This is a genomic window from Actinomadura chokoriensis (assembly GCF_041463665.1).
Classification (GTDB): domain Bacteria; phylum Actinomycetota; class Actinomycetes; order Streptosporangiales; family Streptosporangiaceae; genus Spirillospora; species Spirillospora chokoriensis_A.
Genome location: NZ_JAXCEJ010000019.1, coordinates 60,728 through 76,040 on the forward strand (window position 1 = coordinate 60,728; position 15,313 = coordinate 76,040).

General features: G+C 71.4%; 15 protein-coding genes. 4 read left to right on the top strand and 11 right to left on the bottom strand.

All coding sequences use genetic code 11. The annotated features are described in order from the left end of the window. Positions 1-11: 11 nt before the first annotated feature. The 11 genes from urtE to SM418_RS26610 form a co-directional block, all read right to left on the bottom strand. Complete coding sequence (urtE, locus tag SM418_RS26560) at positions 12-719, bottom strand: urea ABC transporter ATP-binding subunit UrtE (protein ID WP_504230349.1); 708 nt, start codon at positions 717-719, stop codon at positions 12-14. 76 nt (positions 720-795) lie between these two features. Next, positions 796-1,560, bottom strand: a complete 765-nt coding sequence (gene urtD, locus SM418_RS26565) for an urea ABC transporter ATP-binding protein UrtD (RefSeq protein ID WP_371943927.1) — start codon at positions 1,558-1,560, stop codon at positions 796-798. Next, complete coding sequence (gene urtC, locus SM418_RS26570) at positions 1,557-2,669, bottom strand: urea ABC transporter permease subunit UrtC (protein WP_371943926.1); 1,113 nt, start codon at positions 2,667-2,669, stop codon at positions 1,557-1,559. Before urtC ends, urtD begins: the two co-directional genes overlap by 4 nt. Beyond that, entirely contained in the window at positions 2,666-3,544 is an 879-nt protein-coding gene (gene urtB / locus SM418_RS26575; RefSeq protein WP_371943925.1) for an urea ABC transporter permease subunit UrtB, read from the bottom strand. Before urtB ends, urtC begins: the two co-directional genes overlap by 4 nt. Positions 3,545-3,669: 125 nt before the next feature. Next, positions 3,670-4,863, bottom strand: coding sequence for an urea ABC transporter substrate-binding protein (gene urtA, locus SM418_RS26580; RefSeq protein ID WP_371943984.1), 1,194 nt, complete (start codon positions 4,861-4,863; stop codon positions 3,670-3,672). A gap of 306 nt (positions 4,864-5,169) precedes the next feature. Then, entirely contained in the window at positions 5,170-5,904 is a 735-nt protein-coding gene (locus SM418_RS26585) for an urease accessory protein UreD (RefSeq protein ID WP_371943924.1), read from the bottom strand. Next, positions 5,901-6,620 (bottom strand): urease accessory protein UreG, encoded by a 720-nt coding sequence (ureG, locus tag SM418_RS26590; protein ID WP_371943923.1) that lies wholly within the window; start codon positions 6,618-6,620, stop codon positions 5,901-5,903. Before ureG ends, SM418_RS26585 begins: the two co-directional genes overlap by 4 nt. A gap of 83 nt (positions 6,621-6,703) precedes the next feature. Continuing rightward, positions 6,704-7,426, bottom strand: coding sequence for an urease accessory protein UreF (locus tag SM418_RS26595; protein WP_371943922.1), 723 nt, complete (start codon positions 7,424-7,426; stop codon positions 6,704-6,706). Continuing rightward, positions 7,426-9,153 carry an urease subunit alpha gene (locus SM418_RS26600; RefSeq protein WP_371943921.1) on the bottom strand — a complete coding sequence of 576 codons (1,728 nt, stop codon included), beginning with the start codon at positions 9,151-9,153 and terminating at the stop codon, positions 7,426-7,428. The genes SM418_RS26595 and SM418_RS26600 overlap by 1 nt, the downstream gene beginning before the upstream one ends. Beyond that, the gene (locus SM418_RS26605) at positions 9,146-9,475 is read right to left on the bottom strand and encodes an urease subunit beta (RefSeq protein WP_371943920.1); all 330 of its coding nucleotides are present in this window, start codon (positions 9,473-9,475) and stop codon (positions 9,146-9,148) included. Before SM418_RS26605 ends, SM418_RS26600 begins: the two co-directional genes overlap by 8 nt. Further along, the gene (locus SM418_RS26610; RefSeq protein WP_371943919.1) at positions 9,472-9,774 is read right to left on the bottom strand and encodes an urease subunit gamma; all 303 of its coding nucleotides are present in this window, start codon (positions 9,772-9,774) and stop codon (positions 9,472-9,474) included. The genes SM418_RS26605 and SM418_RS26610 overlap by 4 nt, the downstream gene beginning before the upstream one ends. A 674-nt stretch (positions 9,775-10,448) precedes the next feature. Between SM418_RS26610 and SM418_RS26615 the strand changes: the two genes are divergently transcribed. The 4 genes from SM418_RS26615 (at position 10,449) to SM418_RS26630 (ending at position 15,312) form a co-directional block, all read left to right on the top strand. After that, positions 10,449-10,820 (top strand): DurN family substrate-assisted peptide maturase, encoded by a 372-nt coding sequence (locus SM418_RS26615; RefSeq protein WP_371943918.1) that lies wholly within the window; start codon positions 10,449-10,451, stop codon positions 10,818-10,820. A 23-nt stretch (positions 10,821-10,843) separates the two neighbouring features. Next, positions 10,844-11,083 (top strand): cinnamycin family lantibiotic, encoded by a 240-nt coding sequence (locus SM418_RS26620; RefSeq protein ID WP_371943917.1) that lies wholly within the window; start codon positions 10,844-10,846, stop codon positions 11,081-11,083. A gap of 111 nt (positions 11,084-11,194) precedes the next feature. Next, the gene (locus SM418_RS26625) at positions 11,195-14,413 is read left to right on the top strand and encodes a type 2 lanthipeptide synthetase LanM family protein (RefSeq protein ID WP_371943916.1); all 3,219 of its coding nucleotides are present in this window, start codon (positions 11,195-11,197) and stop codon (positions 14,411-14,413) included. A gap of 8 nt (positions 14,414-14,421) precedes the next feature. Then, positions 14,422-15,312 (top strand): Nif11-like leader peptide family natural product precursor, encoded by an 891-nt coding sequence (locus tag SM418_RS26630; RefSeq protein ID WP_371943915.1) that lies wholly within the window; start codon positions 14,422-14,424, stop codon positions 15,310-15,312. The last annotated feature ends 1 nt before the right edge of the window (position 15,313 follow it).

Below are 15,313 nucleotides of genomic sequence, written 5' to 3' on the forward strand. Positions count from 1 at the left end.
TGGCACTCGGCTCAGACGGCGAGGAGGTGCTTGACCTCGTCGCTGTGCAGATCGGCGGCGGTTCCCGACCGCCGGACGGTGCCGCCGTCGATGATCACGAACGCGTCGGCCAGCCGGAGGGCCAGGTCGAGGTACTGCTCCACGAGCAGGACGGCGAGGTCGTGCTCCTTGTGCAGCCTCTCCACGGCCTCCTCGATCTCCCGGATGATCGACGGCTGGACGCCCTCGGTCGGCTCGTCCAGGATCAGGAGGCGCGGCCGGGTCACCAGGGCACGGGCGATCGCCAGCTGTTGCTGCTGCCCGCCCGACAGGAAACCCGCCCGGCGCTTCAGCAGGCCGGTGAGCCGCGGGAAGACCTCCAGAGCCTCGTCGATGGCGTCCCTGTCGCGCCGTCCCGTGGCCTCCAGCGTCACCTGAAGGTTCTCCCAGACCGTGAGCTGCGGGAACGTCTCGTGTCCCTGCGGGACGTAGCCCATGCCGAGCCGGACCCGCTGGTACGTGCGCATCCGCGTCACGTCGGTGCCGTCGAACGTGACCGTGCCCGCGGTCGGGGCCAGCAGGCCCATGATGGAGTTGAGCAGCGTGGTCTTCCCCACGCCGTTACGGCCCATGACGGTGACCAGCTCGCCCGGACGGACCGTCAGGTCCACTCCGAACAGCACCCGCGACCGGCCGTAGGCGGCCTGCACTCCGCTCACCTGAAGCATCACGTCGCTCACGCCGTCTCTCCATTCGCGCCCTGGCTCCCGCCCGCTGCCGCTCGGCCCGGGCCCCACGTCCTCCGGCTCGCTCCGCTCACGTCGCCTTCTCCTCCCGCGACCGGCCGAGATAGACCTCCTGGACGCGGGGGTCGGCCTGGACCGCGGCGACGTCCCCCTCCACGAGCACCTTGCCCTCGTGCAGGACGGTCACCTGGGACGCGTACCGCCGGAGGAACTCCATGTCGTGCTCGACGACGATGACCGTGTGGTCCTTGGCGATCTCGGTGAGCAGCTCACCCGTCCGCTCGCGTTCGTCACGGCTCATTCCCGCCACGGGCTCGTCGAGCAGCAGCAGTCTCGGCCGCTGCGCGATCAGCATGCCGATCTCCAGCCACTGCCGCTGCCCGTGCGACAGCACCCCGGCGGGCCGGTCGGCCATGCCGGTCAGCCCGATCCGTTCCAGCGCGGCCGCCACGGCCTCCGAGGTGCCGCGCCGCTGCCGGAACAGCGCGGCGAGCGGGCGGCGGAAGCAGGCGGCCAGGTCGATGTTCTCCAGGACGGTGAGTTCCTCGAAGACGACGGAGGTCTGGAACGTGCGGCCGATTCCGTGCCGCACGATCCGGTGCTCCGGCCGTCCGACCAGGGAGGTGCCCGCGTAGGTCACCGACCCGCCGGCCGGCCGGGTCAGCCCGGTGATCACGTCGATCAGGGTGGTCTTCCCGGCCCCGTTCGGGCCGATGAGGAACCGCAACTCGCCCTGCTCGACGGACAGATCGACGCCGTCGAGGGCGCGGAAGCCGCCGAAGACGACCTCCAGCCCGCGGATGTCCAGCAGCGCGGGCGCGGCGGGAGAGGTCATGAGGCGGCCACCTCCTTCCCTTCGGCCGCGGCGGTCACCGCGGACCCGGACGCGGACGGTGGGCGGGTCCCCGCCCGGAGCCGCGTCAGGGCGTCGCCGGCCCACCGCACGGCTCCGGCGACGCCGCCCGGCGCCAGCATGATGACGAGGATGAACATCAGACCCTGCAGGTAGACCCAGCCGCTCGGGTACTGCTCGCTGAAGGTGGTGTGCGCCCAGTTCAGCAGCACCCCGCCGAGGACCGCTCCGGCCAGCGAGAAGCGCCCGCCGATCGCCACCGCGACCACGAGCTCGATGGACGGGACGACCCCGAGCAGCGACGGAGAGATGATGCCGACGACCGGCACGTACAGCGCCCCGGCGATGCCCGCCATGGCCGCGGAGGCCGCGAACGCGACGGTCTTCACGGTGGCCGGGTTGTAGCCGAGGAAGCGGACCCGGTCCTCGCCGTCCCGCACCGCGACGAGCAGCCGCCCGAAGCGGCTCTTCACCAGCTGGCGGCTCAGGAGGTAGAGCGCGCCCAGCACCAGGGCCACCACGAAGTAGAAGGCGCGCTTGGAGCCGTCCTCCTCCGGGTCGCGGCCGAAGACGTCGTAGAAATGGGTGAGCCCGTTGGTCCCGCCCGTCAGGCCCTGCTGGCCCACGAGCCAGATCACGAAGGCCGCGGCGAGCGCCTGGCTGAGGATCGCGAAGTAGGCGCCGCGCACCCGCTGGCGGAACACCAGGAGGCCGAGGATCGCGGCGGCCGCCGCGGGGACGGCCACCGCGGCGGCGATGGCGAACACCGGGCTGGCGAACGGCTTCCACAGCAGCGGCAGCCGCTCCACCCCGCTCCACACCATGAAGTCGGGCAGGTTGCCCGGCCCGGCGTCGTGGAGCTTGAGGTACATCGCCATCGAGTAGCCGCCCAGCCCGAAGAACACGCCCTGGCCGAGCGTGAGCATTCCGCCCTGGCCCCAGGCGAGCCCGATGCCGAGCGCGGCGATGGCGAAGCACAGGTACTTGGCGAGCAGGCCGAGCCGGAACGGGTCCAGGACGGCCGGCGCGACCACGAGGACCAGCAGCGCCACGGCGGTGAAGAGCGCGGCTCCGCGCCACCGGGCGGTCATGTCAGCGCCCGGCTGCGCAGGACGAACAGGCCCTGCGGGCGTGCCTGCAGGAACACCACGATCGCCACGAAGGCGATCACCTTGGCCAGGCTCGCGTCCGTCCAGAACTCGGCGTAGGAGTTGAGCAGGCCGAGGGCGAGCGCGGCGATGACGGCGCCGCGCAGCCGGCCGAGCCCGCCCGCGACCACCACCAGGAAGGCGTCGACGATGTAGTAGGTGCCGAGGTTCGGGCCGATCGGGCCGATCAGCGTCAGCGCGACGCCGGCGATCCCGGCGGCGCCGGAGCCGATGAAGAACGTGAGCTGGTCGACCCGGCCGGTGTTGACGCCGCTGCACGCGGCGAGCTGGCGGTTCTGCATGACCGACCGCATCCGGCGGCCCTGCCGGGTCCAGTTCTGGTAGCCCCAGATCGCGAGCACCGACACCGCCGCGAGGACGAGGATGAACAGCCGGGTGTAGGGGAGCTGCGATCCGAACATCCGCACGCCTCCGTCGAGCCAGCGGGGGGCGAGCACCTGGACGTTGGGCGCGCCGAAGATGTCACGCGCCAGTTGCTGGAGGACCAGGCTGACTCCCCAGGTGAGGAGCAGGGTGTCGAGAGGCCGTCCGTAGAAGCGGCGGACGGCCGCCCGTTCCAGAATCAGGCCCATCGTGCCCGCGACGGCGAACGCGACGGGCAGGGCCGCGAGGACCGCGGCCCGCCCGGTCCAGTCCTGCAGGACGTACGCCGTGTAGGCGCCCGCCATCATGAACTCGCCGTGGGCCATGTTGATCACCCCCATCTGGCCGAAGGTGAACGTCAGGCCGAGCGCCACCAGCATCAGGACGGCGGCGATGCTGAGGCCGATCGGCAACTGGCTGAGCAGAGCGTCCATGCGACTCCTCGGTGCCCTTGGTCATCGGGGTCGTCGGGCCCGGCCCGCCCGTGCGACGGCACGGGACGGACCGGACGGGGCGGGTCAGGACGGGAAGGGGACAGAACAGGGCGGGTCGGGGCGGGTCAGGACAGGCCGGCGGCCCAGGGGTAGCTCTTGAGGTAGGGGTCCGGCGCGATCGGCTTGCCCGAGTCCCACACCTGCTTGATGGTGCCGTCGGGCTGGATGACCCCGATGCGCGCGGTCTTGTGCATGTGGTGGTTGGCGCCGTCGATCGTCACCTTGCCTTCGGGCAGATCGAGGGAGATGCCGCCCGCGGCCTTCTTCACCGCCTCGACCTCGGTCGTCCCGGCCTTCTGGACCGCCGCCGCCCACAGCTTCACGGCGTTGTACCCGGCCTCCATCGGGTCCGAGGTCACCTTGTCCGCGCCGTACTTGGCCTTGAACGCCTTCACGAACGTCTCGTTGGTCTTGCCCGGGGTCGTCATGTAGTAGTTCCAGGCGACGAGCTGGCCCGCGATGTTGTCCACCCCGATGCCCTTGACCTCCTCTTCGGCGATGCTCACCGACATCACCGGAAGCGAGGAGGCGTCGGCGCCGGCGCTCTTGAGCTGCTTGAAGAACGCGACGTTGCTGTCGCCGTTGAGGGTGTTGAACACCGCGTCGGGTTTCGCCTGCATGATCTTGTTGACGAGGGTGCTGTACTCCGTCGTCCCGAGCGGGGTGTACTCCTCGCCGAGAACGGTCATGCCGTTGGCTTTGGCGTACGCCTTGATCTCTTTGTTCGCGGTGCGCGGGAAGACGTAGTCGCTGCCGACGAGGAATATCTTCTTCTTGCCCTTTTCCTTGAGATAGTCCAATGCCGGGACGATCTGCTGGTTGGTGGTCGCGCCGGTGTAATAGATATAGGGCGAACTTTCCAGCCCCTCGTACTGCACCGGATACCACAGCAGTGCCTTGTTGCGTTCGAAGACGGGCAGCATCGCCTTGCGGCTGGCCGAGGTCCAGCCGCCGAACACGGTGGCGACCTTGTCCTTGCGGATGAGCTTCTGGGCCTTCTCGGCGAAGGTGGGCCAGTCCGAGGCGCCGTCCTCGACGACCGGCTGGAGCTTCTTGCCGAGGACCCCTCCGGCGGCGTTGATCTCGTCGATGGCCATGAGCTCGGAATTCTTGACGGTGACCTCGCTGATGGCCATGGTGCCGCTCAGTGAGTGGAGGACACCGACCTTGATGGTGTTCCCGCTCGATGAGGCCGTTCCGCCGGACGCGTCCGACTCGCCGCCGCAGGAGGTGAGGCACAGCAGCGACGCGGTCGCCATTGAGATCAATACCGGCAGAGATTTCCTGAGCACGTACCACTCCTTGCGGACAGGCCCCGAAACTGGCGGGACACCGGATGACTCCGGTGACCGTGTGAGTCGGGTTAATGCAAACCCGGCGCCATGTCCGCAGTAATTCTGCTTTGTATCCGATGCGTCAACTGAACCTCACCGGCGCCGCTGACCTTCGGTGGGGTCGCGCCGGCGTCCCCAGCGCCCGGTGTCCTCAGCCCCCCGCGTCCTCAGCCCCCCGCGTCCTCAGCCCCCCGCGTCCTCAGCCCCCCGCGTCCTCAGCCACCGGCGTCCTCAGCCACCGGCGTGCTTCTCCCCGTGGCAGAGCCGCCCGCGGAGCGTCGCCGAGTCGGGCGCGAGCGCGGTGACCAGCACGCCCGGCCCGTCGAGCGGCATCACCGCCAGCCCGTCGGCGGCGTAGGCGTCCTTCGCCAGGCCGGGACCGACGAGCAGCACGCTTCCGGTACAGCGCGCGTCGCCGAGGACGGCACCGCTGGTGTGGAGGACGCGGTCGGGCAGCCGCAGCTCGTGCCGCAGCAGGGGCCTGCCGCCGAGGGTGACGTCGACGCGGCCGGTGTAGCGGCCCGCGGGTTCACCGTGCCGGCCGAGGACGAGTTCGTCGCGCCACCGGAGCGTGGCGTCGCCCGCCAGGGTGAGGTCGGTGACGGACCGGTGGCGGCAGCCCGCCGTCGCGACCGCCGGCTCCGGGGCGAGGTCCAGGTGCGCCCCGGACCCGACCGTGGCCCGCACGGACGCCCTGGACTCGCCTTCGGGCCCGGCCGGCCCGCCGGGGAGCAGCAGTGCGCTCGCGACGGACCGCACGGTCAGGGTTGCGCCCGCCGCGACGTCCAGGTCGAGGTGCAGCCGGTCGCCTCCGAGCGGTCCCGCCGCGGCTCCGACCAGGTAGACGGCCTCCGGGGTGGCGCGCAGCGCGTAGGGCCCGTCGGAGCGCAGCGTCGTGAGCACGGTCCGCCCGGCGGCGTCGCGGTCGGCGCGGACGGCGGCGTGCGCCGTGTAGTGCCGGGTCACGGGGCCCCGGGGGCGGCCGGACGCGCGGTCTCCGGACGTGCGGTCTCCGGCGCTGCTCCGGCGCCCCGCGTCTCGGCGAGGACGGACCGCACCCAGCCCGCCACCTCCGGCGCGCCGGGACGCTCGCGCAGCGAGCTGAAGATCACCGGCTTGCCGCCGCGGACCCGTGCCGCGTCGCGGTCCATGACCCCGAGGTCGGCGCCGACGAGCGGGGCCAGATCGGTCTTGTTGACGACCAGCAGGTCCGCGCCGCTCACCCCGGGGCCGCCCTTGCGGGGGACCTTGTCGCCGCCGGAGACGTCGAGGACGAAGATCTGCCGGTCGACGAGACCCCGGCTGAACGTCGCGGTCAGGTTGTCGCCGCCGCTCTCCACGATGATGAGATCGAGCGGTCCGTGCCGCTGCTCCAGCGACTCGACGGCGTCCAGATTGGCGGAGATGTCGTCGCGGATCGCCGTGTGCGGGCAGCATCCGGTGCGGACGGCGATGATCCGGTCGTCCGACAGCACCGCGTTGCGGCGCAGGAAGTCGGCGTCCTCGGTCGTGTAGATGTCGTTGGTCACCACCGCCAGGCGCAGGCCGTCGCGGAGCGTCCGGCACAGCGCCGCCACCAGGGCGGTCTTGCCGCTCCCGACCGGCCCGCCGACGCCCAGCCGCAGCGCCCGCCCTCTGGCGGACGGCGCCGGGTGGGGGTCGTGATCATGGTTCGCGCCCATCGCGTCTTCCTCTCTTCCGGCGGTTCCGGATCGGACGATCGCCGCCGTCTCGTGTCGGCCCTTGGGTCTGTGCCGTCCGGTCGTCAGGATTCGAACAGGCGTAGATCCGTCCGGAGGTGCAGTTCGGCGAAGATGTCGAGGGCGGGCGCCGACACGGCCGGTAGTGCCTCCGGAGCATGGTCCGCGAAACCGGCGGCCTCGGCGGCGACCGCGTCCACCTCCGGGGCGAGGTCGGCGAGCGCGCGGTGCACGGCCAGCGGGTCCAGCCCGAGCAGCCGTACGGCCGCGGACGCCGGTCCGGTGATCGCTCCGTAGGCGCTGACCGAGGCTGCCTCAGCGGGCGAGCCACCGGCGACGGCGACGGCCGCGCCGAGGACGAGCGGGTGGTGCGGTGCCGGGAATACCCCGACTTCGTCCAGCACCGGATGCGGCGACGTGCCGCGAACCGCGCGCAGCAGCGATCTGCCCTGCGCTCGGGAGGCTCGCCGCGCGGCGGGCGACGGCATCCTGGCGTCGGTCTCCGCGTCGAGCACCGTCCAAGCCTCGTGCCCATGAGGGCCACCGCCGCGTCCGGCACTGCCGTTCGTGCCGTTCATCGTGCGGGCGGCGTGGGCGCAGGCGGCGGCCGAGAGGGCGGCGGCGACCAGCCCGGCGGTGGCGAGGCGTCCGTGCAGGAAGGCCGCCAGCGACGGGAGGTCGGTGACCGCGCCCGCGCCCGCCGCCGGCTCCAGGCCGCCCGAGTGGGCGTGGCCGCCCGCCGGAAGGCGCGAGTCGGCGAGAAGCAGCAGCAGCGCCGGCAGGGTCATCAGAACAGGAAGTAGCGCTGCGCCATCGGCAGCTCCGTCGCCGGGGCGGGCTCGACCTCGTCGCCGTCGATCGACACCGTGAACGTGTCCGGGTCGACGTCGATCCGCGGCAGCGCGTCGTTGAGGACCATGTCCGCCTTGCCGAGCCGCCGGGTGTCCTTGACCGGCACGAGGGCGCGGTTCACCGACAGCCGGTCGGCGAGGCCCGCGTCGACGGCGGCGGGCGCGACGAAGTGCACCGACGTGGCGGCGGCGGTGAGCGGCGCGGCGCCGAACATCGGGCGCGGCAGGACCGGCTGCGGGGTGGGAATCGAGGCGTTGGCGTCGCCCATCGCCGCCCAGGCGATCACCCCGCCCTTCACGACCACCTGCGGGCGGACGCCGAAGAAGGCCGGGTGCCACAGCACCAGGTCGGCGAGCTTTCCCGGCTCCACCGAGCCGACCTCGTCGTCCAGGCCGTGCGCGATGGCCGGGTTGATCGTGTACTTGGCGACGTACCGGCGGGCTCGCAGGTTGTCCGCCGGTTCGGCGGGGCCGCCCGCGGCGTTGAGGGAGCCGTAGCGGCGCTTCATGACATGGGCGGTCTGCCAGGTGCGGATGACGGTCTCGCCGATCCGTCCCATGGCCTGGGAGTCAGAGCCGATCATCGAGATCGCGCCCAGGTCGTGCAGGACGTCCTCGGCGGCCATGGTCGTGGGCCGGATGCGGGACTCGGCGAAGGCAAGGTCCTCGGGCACCGAAGGGTCGAGGTGGTGGCACACCATGAGCATGTCGAGGTGCTCGTCCAGGGTGTTGACGGTGTGCGGCCGGGTCGGGTTGGTGGAGGAGGGCAGCACGTTGGGGTGCCCGGCGATGGTGATGATGTCGGGCGCGTGCCCGCCGCCCGCGCCCTCGGTGTGGTAGGCGTGGATCGACCGTCCGGCGATGGCGCCGAGCGTCGACTCGACGTATCCGGCCTCGTTGAGGGTGTCGGAGTGCAGGGCGACCTGGACGCCCGACGCGTCGGCGACGCGCAGGCAGGCGTCGATGGCCGCCGGGGTGGAGCCCCAGTCCTCGTGCAGTTTGAAGCCCGACGCCCCGGCGCGCAACTGCTCCCAGAGCGCCTCCTCGCCGACCGTGTTGCCCTTGCCGAGCAGCGCGACGTTCACCGGCCAGGAGTCGAGCGACTCCAGCATCCGGGGGAGGTACCAGGCGCCGGTCACGGTGGTGGCCTTGGTCCCCTCGGCCGGGCCGGTGCCGCCGCCGACGAGGGTGGTGACGCCGGAGCCCAGCGCCTCGTCCAGCAGCTGGGGGCAGATGAGATGGACGTGGGAGTCCACGGCCCCTGCCGTCAGGATGCGGCCGTTGCCGGCGAGCACTTCGGTGGACGGTCCGATGACCAGGTCCGGATGCACGCCGTCCATCGTGTCGGGGTTGCCGGCCTTGCCGAGCGCGACGATCCGGCCGTCGCGGATCCCGACGTCGGCCTTGACGACGCCCCAGTGGTCGAGCACCACGGCACCGGTGACGACCAGGTCGAGGGCCCCGTCCGCGCGGGTGGTGCGCGCCTGGCCCATCGACTCGCGGATCACCTTCCCGCCGCCGAAGACCACCTCGTCGCCGGCCGACGCGCCGCGGCTGCGGTCCTCGGTGACCTCGATGAACAGGTCGGTGTCGGCCAGCCGCACCCGGTCTCCGGCGGTGGGACCGTACAACTGCGCGTACCGGGCCCGGGACAGCTCAGTCATCCAGCGCTCCGGCCTGTTCGGGCCGCAGCCCCGGCACGATCCGGTTCCCGGCGAGCGGCACCAGGGCGACCTCCCTGGTCAGTCCGGGTTCGAACCGCGTCGAGGTGCCGGCCGGAACGTCCAGCCGGTGGCCCCAGGCGGCGGAGCGGTCGAATTCCAGCGCGGGGTTCGCCACGGCGAAGTGGTAGTGGGAGCCGACCTGGACGGGACGGTCACCGGTGTTGACGACGGTGACGGCGACACGGGGCCGGCCGGCGTTGAGGGGGACCGGAGGGCCGTCGCCCGGGACGACCTCCCCGGGAACGAGCGGGCGCCCGCTCACGGGATGGGCCGGTGGACGGTGACGAGCTTGGTGCCGTCGGGAAACGTCGCCTCGATCTGCACCGAGTCGAGCATCTCCGGAATGCCCTCCATGACGTCCTCCCGGGTCAGCACCGCGCGGCCGGACTCCATCAGCTCGGCCACCGAGCGTCCGTCCCGAGCGCCCTCCAGGACGTGGACCGCGATGACCGCGGTCGCCTCCGGATGGTTGAGACGCAGGCCACGAGCCCGGCGTCCGTGCGCGACCGACGCTGCGACATGCAGCAGCAGGCGCTCCTGCTCATGGGGGCTGATCAGCACGCTCCGGACACTACTGGCCGAAAGGGGACACGGCGGCGGGCGAATTACGGATTTAACAGCGAATTTACGTCCTCAGTGTGGAAAGTCGCGGAGCTGCGGCCCCGGTCTCCGATGCCGCCATCATCACGGGAACGGCTACCTCGTGGAACGGAATCCTGACGCCGGGGCACGTTGCGAGTCCGGGATCCTCGGCCCGCCGGCCGTCCGCCGCGCGGAGGCGGCCGAACTCGCGGCGGAGCGGTTGGGTGAGGTGCCGCGGCCGTGGCGGAGAGCCGCTGTCGGGCGCTGGGGCGAGCGCGGCAGGCGCCCGGTGGTCGTGCCTTCTTGGAGCGAGGCGGCTCCGCCCCCTGGACGCTTCGCCGAGCACCAGGACCACCGGATCCATGCGCCCGTGGGCGTCGGTAAATGCTGCCGCCGCGGAATGGGAACCTGGCGTTTCCGTACGCGCTGGGGCCTTTACAAATCAGGCCACAAGGTTCTTCTCGGTCATCGATAAGTTCTATTGGTTCGGTATCGACCGATCTGGCCGTTTAGCTGTCGAGCCATTGACCTGCCAGGACCTCCTTGTTACGGTCACTCTGAGTAATGAAGGCACCATGAAGAGTAATCATCGGCTGTCGGCCTCGACGGAAGATAACGCGCCGTCGAGCACGAGAACACGAGGACGGTGAGTCATGAGATCTGACCCCAAGCCGCTCAGCGATCTGACGAAGCACAAGGGCATCGAGACCGTCCGGCAGATTCAGAGCCTCATGCTCCTGTGTTCGGTGCTGCCGCCGGACGGGAGGATGCGGGAGATGCTCAAACTCGCGCTCGAGGTCCGCAATGAGGAATTCCCGGCCGACATCGCGCCGATCCGCGATCTTCACCCGCAGGCCACCAAGACCTGGCTCGAGTTCTTCTGGACCCGGGTCGGCATATCCGCCGAGGAAAGAGAGTTGATCGACTGGCAGAATGACAAGGAAAAAATGGACACCGCCGTCGAGGAGCTCCGCCGGGCCGAGCGGCAGCTCGGCATAAGGCTGGCGCCCAAGACGGTCGAATGAGCAGCATCAGATCAGGAGGAAAAATGTCACCGAGCACCATTCTTCGGCACGCCGCCGCCGACGCGGACTTCCGCGCCGAACTGCTCACCGGAGCGGGACGCTTCGGCGTGCCCGCCACCGCCGTCCCGACGGCGGTCGAGCAGCAGGACGCCGCGTCCCTGGGCTACTGGACCGAGGGTGTCGCCGCCGTCGACGCCTACGCCTGCGCGTCGACCTGCAGCTCGGGCCCGTTCACCTTCGCGTGCGACGGAAGCACCAAGTAGGACGGATCCGCCGAAGCACCCCGGCTCTGGGCCGGACGTGCGGAAGCACCGATGGGCCGAAGCCATCGGCCCATCACCCGCCCTTTCGACGCAGCCGAGGAGTCCACCCGCGTGAAGCCGACCTACCCCGTGGACCTCGCGGCCCGGGCCGCCAACCTGTCCGAACGGATCCAGATCGTGTCCGACCTGGGGCCGCCCGCCGCCGCGGAGCCGCTGGGCGCCTTCGACGTCTGGAAGATCGACCGGCTGGCCGCCAAGCTGGCCGCCAAGTTCAGCGCGGAGACCAGCCCGCGGCAGGGGCGTGCCCGGCCGACCGAGCAGTCGCTCGCCGAGATCCTGCGGACCTACCGTCGGCACGAGCTCGGCCTCACCGATCCGGACGGCCGGCTGGGCCGCACGCTGGCCGAGCTCCACGAGAACTGGCTGCCCGCCTACCGCGAAGCCCTGGACGGGTTCGACCCCGCGGGCGACGCGTCCGCGGCGGCGGTCTGGCGCGACGACGACGACGTCTACTACGGCCGGCTCGCCATCGCCTGCGAGCCCTTCCTGGCCGAGCTCGGCCGCCGCCTCACCTGGGCGATCGACGACGGCGCCGCGTCCTCGGTCCGCGTCGCCCCCCGCCTGGTGACCGACTTCCAGGTCTACCTGCTCGACCGTTTCGAGTTGGCGCTGGCCTGGGCGGTGGAGGCTGACGCGAAGGTGCACTGCCGGTTGCACGGCATCGACCCGGCGAGCGCGACCCGCGAGGACTACCTCGCCTACCTCGGCAAGACGTTCGCCGACTCCGACGCCTACCACCGCTTCTACCTCGAGTTCCCCCTCCTCGGCCGATGGCTGGCCCAGGCCACCGGGCTGCTCGCCGAGCATGGCGCCCAGATGCTCGCCCGGCTCCGCGACGACGCGGCCGAACTGTCCGGGGCGTTCTTCGGGCGGCCGGTCACGACGGTGCGCACCGTCCAGCTCGGCCGCTCGGACCACCACGCCGGAGGCCGCAGCGTCGCGATCGTCGAGGTCGAGCTGGCGGACGGCGGGCACGATCGCGTGGTCTACAAGCCCCGTGGCCTCGAGGGCGAGGTCGGGTTGCAGGGGCTGCTGGCGCGGCTGCGCGACGACGGCGTCCTCGGCTACGCCGAGCGGGCCGTGCTCCCGAAGGACGGATACGGCTTCGAGGCGCTGATCCCGGAGGGACGCAACCGCGTCGCCACCCGGGCCCAGGCCGAGCACGTCTACGCCGAGCTCGGCGGCTACCTGGCGATCTTCTACGTGCTGGGCGGCGGCGACCTGCACTTCGAGAACGTCCTCATCGCCGACGGCCACGCCTTCATCTGCGACTGCGAGACGGTGCTCGGGGCCCTGCCGAAGGGGCACCCGCGCCCGTCGGGCACCCTGATGGACTCGGTCTTCAAGACCGGCCTGATCGAGTGGCCGAGGGGCGGCGCGGCGCCCGAGGGCGAGATGCGGATCAGCGGGTACACCGGCGGCGGCGGCTACGAGATGCCGATGCCGGTGCCCCAGGTCGACCGGCGGCAGTCCTTCGAATCGTCCGTCACGTACCGCGAAGGGGTGCGCGTCGACCCGGGGGCCGCCAACCGGGTGTTCATCGGCGACGAGCTGACGCACGCCGAGGACTTCGCCGATGCCATCGGATCCGGCTTCGACCGGGTCTACGAGTGGTTCCAGCAGCGACCCGACGAGGCGATCGCGTGCGTCTCCGGGCTGTTCGCCGGTTCCAGCGTCCGTTTCATCAACTGGAGCACCCAGGTCTACTCGCAACTGCTGGCGGCGGCCCGGCACCCCCGCTGCCTGCTGGAACCGCTCGAGGCCGACCTGCTGATCAACACCGTGCGCACCTTCCCCCGCAAATGGGACCAGGACGCCGCCCTCCCGGACTGGGAGACGGTGTCGATGTGGCGCCAGGACGTTCCGCTGTTCAGCGTCGAGGCGGGCCGCACCGGGCTCGTCCACGACCACGAATCGGCCGTCGAGGCGGAGCTGGAGGTGAGCCCGCTCGCCCACGCCGCCGCGCGGATCAGGGGGCTTTCCGCGCAGAACCGCGCCCAGCAGCGCCAGTACATCGCCGCCGGGCTGTCCGGCGGCGACGTCACCAGCACCGACTTCGCCGCCACGTGCGTCGAGCGGGCGGCGGGGCTCGCGGAGCAGCTCTGCGCGATGCTCCGCGAGCCCGGCGCGCCCGCCCCGTGGACATCCTTCGTGATCACCGGCGAGGGGCGGGACGAGGTCGACATCGAGGGCGATCTCTACAACGGCTCGGGCGGCATCGCCCTGTTCCTGGCCTACCTCGACGCCCTCGCACCGCGTCCGGAGTTCCACGCGGCCGCGCGGCGGGCGCTGGACCACGCCGCCGCCACGGTCGACCGGACCCGCATCGGCGCGTTCACCGGGCTCGGCGGCATGATCTACATCCTCACGCACCTGCACCACCTGTGGGCCGAACGCGCCCTGCTCGACCGTGCCCTCGAACTGAGCGACGAGCTGGCCGCGCGCATCGACCGGGACGAGCACCTGGACGTCTTCCACGGCGCGGCCGGGCTCATCCCGGTGCTGATCGGGCTGGCCGGCGCGGCGGACGGCCGGGGCCTGGAGCAGGCGCACAGGTGCGCGGCCCATCTGCTGCGCCGCGCGGAGGCCGACGGCGACACCCTCTCCTGGCCCGGCTCCGACCTCGGCGCCGCCGGGGCCAACCTGACCGGGCTGTCCCACGGGGCCGGCGGCGTCGGCTGGGCGTTGATCGCGCTGGGCCGGCTCACCGACCGGCCCGAGTACGTCGCGGCCGGCCGGCGGGCCTTCGCCTACGAGTCCCGCCACTTCGACCAGAGTGCACAGGACTGGTACGACTTGCGCGAATTTCCGGGCGGCACGCTGTGGCGGGGACGCCACTACGCCAACGCCTGGTGCAACGGCGCCTCGGGCATCGGGCTGAGCCGCATCCAGAGCTGGGCCCTGCTCGGCAAGGACGACGACGCGTTGCTGACCGAGGCGAGGCAGGCGCTGACGGCGACGATGCGCAATTTCCCGCGCCTGATGAACGACTCGCTGTGCCATGGCCGGTCGGGGAACGCCGAACTGTTCCTGCGGTTCGCGCTGCTGGCGGACGAGCCGGCGTTCCGCCTGGAGGCCAACGTCCAGGTGCAGGCGCAGTGGCGCAACCTCGAGGACGCGCCGCCCACGTCCACCAGCGGCTTCTTCCCCGGGCTGATGCTCGGCATGTCCGGTTTCGGGATGCACTTCCTGCGGCTGGCCCATCCCGGGCGGGTCCCTTCGGCGCTGCTGCTGGACGCCCCGCCCGCACCCGCTCGATCCGAGGAGTGATGTAACACATGTCCGTTGAGTCCTGTGCGGCCTTCCTGCGAGTCGCCCTCCAGGACGGCGAGGTCAGGCAGCAGATGAAGGCCATGACCGGGGTCGCCGAGATGGTCCGCTTCGGCCGGGCGCACGGCTACTTCTTCGACGGCCGGGATCTCGCGGTGGCGTCCTCAGCGGTGGACATTCCCGAGGCCGCGTCCGCGGTTCGTCCGGCGCCGGCCGCGACCGAGGAGACCTCCTTCTACCACCACGAGTACGACATGGACCAGATCCCCGGGTTCGCCGCCGTCATCGACGAACTGCCGGCGTTGAAGATCAAGCCGTCCACGGTCGACCTCGCGCGTTTCGACGAGGAGTTCCGCGCGGAGGACCTGAGCTCCACCTCGATGGTCCCGGGCAGCGCGGAGTACCACCGGTGGCGGGCCGGGCCGGGCGCCCAGGCGGGCCCGGCGAGCCGGCGCGACTTCCACCTCATCAACCTGGACGAGCACGTCGAGCACGCGGGCTACGACGCCTACTATGCGGCCAAGACCCGGCTGGTCGAAGCACTGGAGAAGGTCTTCAGCGGCGAGGTCCGGCTGTCCGGCAGCATGTGGTATCCGCCGTCGAGCTACCGGTTGTGGCACACCAACGAGGACCAGCCGGGCTGGCGCATGTACCTGATCGACTTCGACGAGGACTTCCCCGACCCCGAGCACACCTCGTTCTTCCGGTACCAGCACCCCGAGACCCGTGAGCTGATCACGCTGCCGGAACGGCCCAGGCTGGCGCGGTTCTTCAAGGTGGAGCAGGACCCGGACCGGCTGTTCTGGCACTGCATCGTCAACCCGACGCGGCGGCACCGGTGGAGCTTCGGCTGCAACGTCCCCGACACCTGGTTCGCCGACATCGCGGGACGGTCGTGAA

Coding starts and splice junctions, on each gene's coding strand:
- urtB (WP_371943925.1), bottom strand. CDS start 3,544: ATGGACGCTCTGCTCAGCCAGTTGCCGATCGGCCTCAGCATCGCCGCC.
- urtD (WP_371943927.1), bottom strand. CDS start 1,560: ATGACCTCTCCCGCCGCGCCCGCGCTGCTGGACATCCGCGGGCTGGAG.
- urtC (WP_371943926.1), bottom strand. CDS start 2,669: ATGACCGCCCGGTGGCGCGGAGCCGCGCTCTTCACCGCCGTGGCGCTG.
- SM418_RS26595 (WP_371943922.1), bottom strand. CDS start 7,426: ATGACCCTGCCGGCGCTGCTGCTGCTTCTCGCCGACTCGCGCCTTCCG.
- SM418_RS26620 (WP_371943917.1), top strand. CDS start 10,844: ATGTCACCGAGCACCATTCTTCGGCACGCCGCCGCCGACGCGGACTTC.
- urtA (WP_371943984.1), bottom strand. CDS start 4,863: ATGGCGACCGCGTCGCTGCTGTGCCTCACCTCCTGCGGCGGCGAGTCG.
- SM418_RS26600 (WP_371943921.1), bottom strand. CDS start 9,153: ATGACTGAGCTGTCCCGGGCCCGGTACGCGCAGTTGTACGGTCCCACC.
- ureG (WP_371943923.1), bottom strand. CDS start 6,620: ATGGGCGCGAACCATGATCACGACCCCCACCCGGCGCCGTCCGCCAGA.
- SM418_RS26615 (WP_371943918.1), top strand. CDS start 10,449: ATGAGATCTGACCCCAAGCCGCTCAGCGATCTGACGAAGCACAAGGGC.
- SM418_RS26630 (WP_371943915.1), top strand. CDS start 14,422: ATGTCCGTTGAGTCCTGTGCGGCCTTCCTGCGAGTCGCCCTCCAGGAC.